Here is a 7085-nt window from a genome sequence, read left to right as displayed (position 1 = left end):
GGTAGAAGGTGTCGCGTCTCGCGATATTATGGATGTTTTCGACGCCTGTCAGATAAGAGTGAGCTCGGGCTCGGCTTGTAGCTCAAAGGTGACAAAAAGCTTTGTGCTGGACGCCATGGGGCTAGAGGAATGGCGCAGTGGCTCTGCTATTCGGTTATCTTTTGGGCCTGCCACTCGACAGGAAGAAATTAATGAAGCCTGTGTTCGAATCCAGCAGGCTGCGGATGCATTACGAAATTCCTGCCTGATTGTAGCGGATACAAACAACGATAATGACGCCCAGCTCGATGGTGTTGTTCAACTCAAATACGATGATCACTGTTGTTATTTGATTATTGATCGCGAGGCCAGGGAAATTGCGGTCGTTGACCCACATCCCGCATTAGCCGGACGAATTGAGAATATTGTCAGCTGCCAGCATTACCGTGTGAAAGCTGTTGTTTGTTCAGCTGCAGATTCAGTAATGAGTCAGTCAATTGAGTTGCTGTTGCCGATACTTATACCGTCTCAGTCTATTGATGAATATGATGTGTTCGGTTGGCCTAAAACCGCTACCGGACTGTGTGATGTGGCTCCTGTGGAATGCGAAGACAGCGTTATAGGCTGTATTAGTATCGGTGAACGCAGGTTGTTCCGTGTCGGCACGCGTAATCCGGTTTATGTTCTGAGCGAATCGGCGACACTTAAAGCTTTGGTTCATTCTGACTTTTTATTTACTGGTGCGGAAGCGTCACCTCAAACTTACGAAAGTTTCATGAGTGAGAATACGCTTATTTGTCCCGGACGTGACCCTGAGCATCACCTTGTTTACACACCTTGTGAATTAAGTGGTGACTGTCGTGTTGACGATGGCGTTAATATTCCTATTGGGGATACCGACGAGTTTTGGCATCGAAAAGATCTTGTCATTGTTGATGTTCGGGAACGACAAGAACACGTGTTAACGGACTTGCCCTGCTGTGCAGAGGTCATTAATGTCCCGCTTACCGAAGTTGCTCAGTTCATTCACAGCAACCCTCATTTGCGTGAGCGCGACATTATCTGTTTGTGTCGTTCAGGAAACAGAAGCCAGGTTGTGGCTAACGTATTGAAGCGACATGGCTTTAATAGCCGTCATTTACTAGGGGGCCTGGCTCTGCTTGGGGCCCCTGCCGCATAAGTGGCCTTTAGAGCTTTGTGCGTTCTTGCGGCGCCTGCCATTGCAAGCGACCAACATATCCGTCTTTACCGACCAGCCAGCAACTGATGTCGTCGTGGCACTGGATGTTCCAGATATTGGAATCAGACAGTTTAAACCACTCGTTGTTGTCCAGGTTAAGGGCAGCAGCACCCTGAGGGTTAGAGGTCAGTAGCCAGGAGCCGTTGTGATCAATCAGGCTTAAGCTATAAAGTGCCCCGTTTATTGGTGGTTCCGACAGAGTAATAAATTCTTCATTTTGATAATGCCACAAGCGATCTTCGTTGCTGGAAGCATCGTTTAAGTCACCACCGGCAATGTAAAAAGTTTTCTCATTAACTGGCCACACGCTGGTGATACCGGCCATTGGGCCCGCCTGCATTGGTGTTTCTACTACTCGGAAGCGAATTCCGAAGGAACCTTTAATCAATACTCTGGCTTTATCGGCGTTACCGGTTGCTATCATCCAGTTGTCATTATTAAACCGTGCGCAACTGCCACTTGACGCGAAACCACCTTCATTTGACTGAGGTGGCTCAGATACAGCGCTGCGTACTTGCATCCAGTTACGACCGTCGGCACTACGAACCATGCGCCACTCGTCACCAACGCTGTCGCCATGAACCCAGGCTTCACCACTGGGCGAAAGCGCCATACAATTAAAGAAGCTGTCTGATTCGCCGCGGTAACGTAAACGCCAGCTATTGCCACCATTGTCAGTGTAATAGATGCGGGATTGACCACCATTACCGACACTGAGCGCATAGGCACGGCGATCATCTATTGCTTCAATATCTCTGAAATCAAGGTCTTCGGGGCCCGGCTGAAAATATTGCCAGCTTTTACCCGAGTCCGTGGTTCTGGCTACAGTTCCCTTTTCACCGGAAAGCCATATTGTATTGCGGCTTACAGGGCTGACGCCCACCCAATGTTGTTGTCGAACATTATCAAATATCTCTATTTCCGGCGGTTGAGCTACCGCCGGAATACTTAATAATGCGCTGAAGGGCAAAGCAAGCTTGAGTACATTTATGGCTTGCTGCTGTAGCTTCGATGTCATAGACGTGACCTAATTAATTATGCATGTTATTGAGTGTAACACGTTTCTTTTTAACCGATACGTCAGTTCAAAGCCTTCAGTTCACTGAGCATCAAAACACAGTCCGTTGTCGGAAATGCTGTCGTCACCCATTAAATATAAATAAGTTGGCATTAGGTCTGCTGGTGTCTTTAATGACTTCGGGTCTTCCGCCGGGTAGGCTTTAGAGCGCATCGAGGTGCGCGTGGCACCCGGGTTAATTACATTGGTCCGTAGCTTGGTACCTTCGTATTCGTCAGCAATAACTTGTGCCATACCCTCGGTTGCAAACTTACTGACTGAATAAGCGCCCCAGAAGGCACGACCTTTTCTGCCGACACCCGAAGAAGTAAAGACTAACGATGCACTGGACGACTTTTCCATTACCGGAATAAGTGCCTTTGTCATGGCAAATTGGCCGGTAACATTCACTTGCATGATGTCGTCCCAGCTGTCTTTTTCAATATGCGTAAAAGGTGACAAGATACCCAGCAGGCCAGCATTATGCAGTACACCGTCTAATTTACCGAACTGATCCGCTATAGTTGCTGCCATATCGCGATAGTGATTTTCCGTTGCGCCTTTTAAATCCAGAGGAATAATTGCCGGTTGCGGACTTTCCTGAGCAATAATTTCATCGTAAACCGCTTCTAATTTACTGACCGTGCGGCCAAGTAAAATAACCGAAGCGCCGTGTTTGGCAAAGCTTAGAGCCGCCTGACGGCCAATGCCGTCACCGGCACCAGTAACTAAAATCACTTTATTTTTCAAAAGCTCAGGACTTGCCTGATAATCATGTACGGTTTTAATTTCCATAACAGTTTCTTAATACCATTGGACTGTGGTCGGGTGAGTAGGCTATTGTAACGATAATCGAGTAACTTCTCAGCAAACGAACGAAAAATCGGTAAAAAGCCTTTCATCTTAATTCATACAGGTGTATAAAAATCGTTAAGAGAAGGCATAGAATAACAAAACATAAAAAAGGATTGGGGATACCTCATGAAGAAATTATTACTCCCACTTGCGATTGGTTCTGCTCTTAGCCTGGTAGGCTGTGGTAGCGGTGACGAAGCGCCTATTACGGAAAGTGAAGTTAATGTTGCAGCATCACGCGTGGTGTTTGATCCGTCAAACGGCGCATTATCTGCGCCAACGAACATACTGTTAAGTGGTTCAGTTGACGGCACATTGAACTTACCTGTTGCTGACGCAACAGACACGGCTAACCCTCAGGTTGCTATTAATGCACTTGATGGTTGGGGAACTCACTCGACATTAACCTTTGACTTCTCGTTGCCGGTTGACGAAAACGGTGAACAAGTCATCATTGAGTCGGCTAGCCTGGAAGCACAAGGCTCTATACGTGTCTTTGAAACCATTCAGGGCGGCAGCGACGTTTCGGCTGGCTGTGCGGCTGCTAACCCGGCTGCGGTATGTGCGGTAACCGGTGAGCTTCAGCATGGTACTGATTTTATTGTTAAAGCGACAGGCGAAGGCAGTGTTGCGGTTGTTCCTTTACGTCCATTTAAGCCAGCTACCGGCTATTTGGTTGTATTGACTAATAATATTCAGGACTCACTTGGACGCGATGTTAAACCGTCACAGACTTATACCTTGATGAAGCGTGATGCGGAAGAGAATCCAGTATCCGGTGATGCAAGCGCATTAGCTTTACAAGGCCTGGTCAATAGCTATGAAGGCGCTCTTGCGCAGTATGGCGTTGACCCTGAAGGTGTTATTTATAGCTCCAACTTTACAACACAGTCTGTGGGTGAGGTTCTTGGCGTAACGAAAAGTTTATTAGGGCAGCAGGTTGCTGCGTCTAACCCACCTGTCATGCAGGCTGCTCCTCAGGGTTATACGTTAGATGTTGTGTTATCCGGCGCAGGAATTGAAGATCCAAATGCGTTGGCTGCGGCAAGCGCGGCTAAAGTCTATGGTGGACAGGTTGATTTACCATACTACTCTCCGCTACCTAGCGCTGAGAATCCAACGGCACCATTAACTGGTCGCTGGACTGCTATGTGTGACAGCCCAGCAGCTATCCTGAACGGGCTTCAGGCGGGTGAAATTGACCCGGCTGCTGAAGGTATTAGTGCAGAAATGATTGACGACCCTTCATTAATGCTGCCACCTAATGCGTGTTTTGATATTGAAGGTGTCGACGAAGAGCGTCATCTGACTAAGTACAATCCGGTACCGGAAAAGCAGGGTGACCAGACTGTTGAAGCCTTTGTTACGATTCCTGATTTAGCAACTGCTAATGGCGTTCGCACTCAAATGGGACTGGAACCTTTAACTGCGCCTGAGAACGGCTGGCCTGTTGTGATTTTCCAACACGGTATTACCGGTGAGAAAGAAAATGCTGCGGCAATTGCAGGCACTTTTGCAGTAGCCGGTTTTGCGACAGTAGCTATAGACCACCCGTTACACGGCGGACGCGCCTTCGATGTTGATGGCGATGGTACTGATGATATTGATGCATCCAGTGAAAGTGGTGTTACTGCTTATATGAATTTGAGCAGTTTGCTGACAACGCGTGATAATTTGCGCCAGTCAATTACTGACCTTATTGGGTTGCGTTTAAGCCTGAACTACTTCCAGTCGCTGGACGGAGAAGAGTTGAACGGTCAGGATGTTCACTTTGTGGGACACTCTCTGGGTGCCATTGCAGGTACTGGTTTTACCGCGTTAGCAAATACTTCCTTTGGTGAGAATAACCCATTAGGGGCACTTGACGGACAATTTGCTGTGCAAGCTTCTAGCTTAGGGATGCCGGGTGGTAGTCTGGCTAACTTCTTACTGGCGTCTGACAGCTTTGGACCGACGATTAAAGCGACTTTACTGTACTCTTCTAACGCAGAGTTCAAGGCTGCAGCTGATCAGGCTATTGCTGGTGGCGCTACATTAGAGCAGTTCTACGCAGGTTTCATGGAGCAAGCATCTGCCGAGCAGGTTGCGCAAATCAATGCAACCTTTGAGCAGTTCGCATTTGCAGCACAAACTGTTGTCGACTCGGGAGACCCGGTTAACTACGCAAGTGATGTCGTTGCTTCTGAAACGCCTGTATTCATGATTGAAGCCATTGGTGATTCGGTTATTCCAAATGCCGTTGAGAATAAACCTTTAGCAGGAACAGAGCCTTTGGCTGCATTACTTGGCCTGGAGGGTATCTCAACCACAACAACATCTGAAGACGGTACTCCGGTATCGGGTATTGTTCGCTTCGGTGGTGATGCAGAGCACGGTTCACTGGTTGACTCTTCAGCGTCGGGAGCGGTGACCGCTGAAATGCAGCAGCAAATTGCGTTCTGGTTTGCTGCGGACATGATGCAATTACCAGTAACTAACGAAGAAGTGGTAGAATAACTCTCAGGTTATTGAACACTAAGTATTCAAAGGCCGGCAACTATGCTGGCCTTTTTCGTTTTAGGAGAGTGGTATGGACTTTGTTGCTGATATTGGAAGCTTTTTGCTAAAAGCAGCCATTATTGTGGTAGCGATTGGCTTTATTGTAGGGCTATTGGCGCAGGCGGCGCAGAAGCAGAAGAAGAGCAAAGGTGACCTGCAGGTAACCCATTTGTCTAAAGAGCTGAACGAACTCAGTGAGCAGTTAAAAATTGAACTGATGGACAAAAAAGCGCAGAAAAAAGCATTGAAAGCGTTAAAGAAAAAGAAAGCGACAGAGAATAAAGAAAAGCGGCTTTTTGTTATAGACTTTAAAGGCAGTATGGACGCTAAAGAAGTTGATAGCTTACGCCATGAAGTCAACGCCATTCTGAACCTGGCCACTGAGAAAGATGAAGTACTGGTGAGATTAGAAAGCGGTGGTGGTGTCGTCAATGGTTATGGTTTGGCTGCTGCTCAGTTACAGCGGCTGAGAGAACAAAAGCTAACGGTCAATGTTGCTATTGATAAGGTCGCAGCAAGTGGCGGTTATATGATGGCTTGCGTTGGTCACAAGCTCATGGCTGCGCCTTTTGCTTTTATTGGTTCCATTGGTGTGGTGGCACAGATACCTAATTTTCATCGGTTCCTGAAAAAGCATAATGTTGACTTTGAGCAGTTAACAGCAGGTGAATATAAACGCACTCTGACGCTATTTGGTGAAAACACCGATGAAGGGCGTCGTAAGTTTAAGCAGGACTTAGAGGCCATTCATCGCCAATTTAAGTCTTTTGTGCAGGAGAATCGTGCCGAACTCGATATTGATAAAGTTGCTACCGGGGAGGTCTGGTCTGGCCAGGAAGCGAAAGAGCTGGGCTTGATTGACGAGGTAACTACCAGCGACGCGTGGTTAATGAAGCAACATAAAGGTTTTGATGTACTTCAGTTACAGTATGTTATTCGTAAACCGCTGAGTGAGCGTTTTGCTAAAGGTATGTCTGTCATCATTCATACACTTAAGACTTCATTAACTCGGTCAGATGTCTCACAATAAAAGGTATTCAGCCCAGCTTTGCAGTTTTATAGCTGTTTATTTAAAGGCTTTCTGCTAGGCTGTTGCAGTTTTTTAAGAATGAATAATAAAGGACGCTTATGAGCGAAAAGAAAAAACTCAGTCTGACTAGCCGCATTGTCATTGGTATGGTCGCTGGGATCATTCTCGGTACTTTTATTCGTTACGTTGCCGGCGATAACGCCTGGGTTTCGTTGTATTTAACCAATGGCCTTTTTGACGTTGTTGGCCAAATATTCATTACCTCATTAAAAATGCTGGTTGTTCCGCTGGTGTTTGTATCACTGGTTGTTGGTACATGCTCGCTGAGCGACCCCAGTAAACTGGGCCGTTTAGGCGGTAAAGCTGTTGGTATGTATATGATAACT

6 protein-coding genes are annotated in these 7085 nt (G+C 47.0%); 4 read left to right on the top strand and 2 right to left on the bottom strand.

Going from position 1 to position 7085, the window contains the following annotated elements:
- Positions 1-1159, top strand: a 1159-nt coding sequence (locus B3180_RS09185; RefSeq protein WP_349677616.1) for a rhodanese-like domain-containing protein, incomplete at its 5' end; no start/stop codon positions are given.
- Between the two features lie 7 nt (positions 1160-1166).
- On the opposite strand, the gene B3180_RS09180 is transcribed toward B3180_RS09185, so the two are convergent.
- Entirely contained in the window at positions 1167-2237 is a 1071-nt protein-coding gene (locus B3180_RS09180; protein ID WP_278358339.1) for a WD40/YVTN/BNR-like repeat-containing protein, read from the bottom strand.
- Positions 2238-2318: 81 nt separating this feature from the next.
- Entirely contained in the window at positions 2319-3071 is a 753-nt protein-coding gene (locus B3180_RS09175; protein WP_054486927.1) for a YciK family oxidoreductase, read from the bottom strand.
- Between the two features lie 186 nt (positions 3072-3257).
- Between B3180_RS09175 and B3180_RS09170 the strand changes: the two genes are divergently transcribed.
- From B3180_RS09170 to B3180_RS09160, 3 genes are all read left to right on the top strand, one after another.
- A complete protein-coding gene (locus B3180_RS09170; RefSeq protein ID WP_054486929.1) occupies positions 3258-5627 on the top strand; it encodes a VolA/Pla-1 family phospholipase in 2370 nt (789 codons plus the stop codon).
- A gap of 73 nt (positions 5628-5700) precedes the next feature.
- Complete coding sequence (gene sohB, locus B3180_RS09165) at positions 5701-6699, top strand: protease SohB (RefSeq protein ID WP_054486931.1); 999 nt, start codon at positions 5701-5703, stop codon at positions 6697-6699.
- Between the two features lie 98 nt (positions 6700-6797).
- Positions 6798-7085, top strand: a 288-nt coding sequence (locus B3180_RS09160; protein ID WP_286844165.1) for a cation:dicarboxylate symporter family transporter, incomplete at its 3' end; no start/stop codon positions are given.

The organism is Idiomarina sp. UBA4206, from assembly GCF_002383015.1.
GTDB lineage: Bacteria > Pseudomonadota > Gammaproteobacteria > Enterobacterales > Alteromonadaceae > Idiomarina > Idiomarina abyssalis.
This window is presented reverse-complemented; position numbering and strand designations above follow the sequence as displayed.

Excerpts from the sequence above, each read along its gene's own strand:
- B3180_RS09180 (WP_278358339.1), bottom strand. The coding sequence starts at position 2,237 with ATGACATCGAAGCTACAGCAGCAAGCCATAAATGTACTCAAGCTTGCT.
- B3180_RS09175 (WP_054486927.1), bottom strand. The coding sequence starts at position 3,071 with ATGGAAATTAAAACCGTACATGATTATCAGGCAAGTCCTGAGCTTTTG.
- B3180_RS09170 (WP_054486929.1), top strand. The coding sequence starts at position 3,258 with ATGAAGAAATTATTACTCCCACTTGCGATTGGTTCTGCTCTTAGCCTG.
- sohB (WP_054486931.1), top strand. The coding sequence starts at position 5,701 with ATGGACTTTGTTGCTGATATTGGAAGCTTTTTGCTAAAAGCAGCCATT.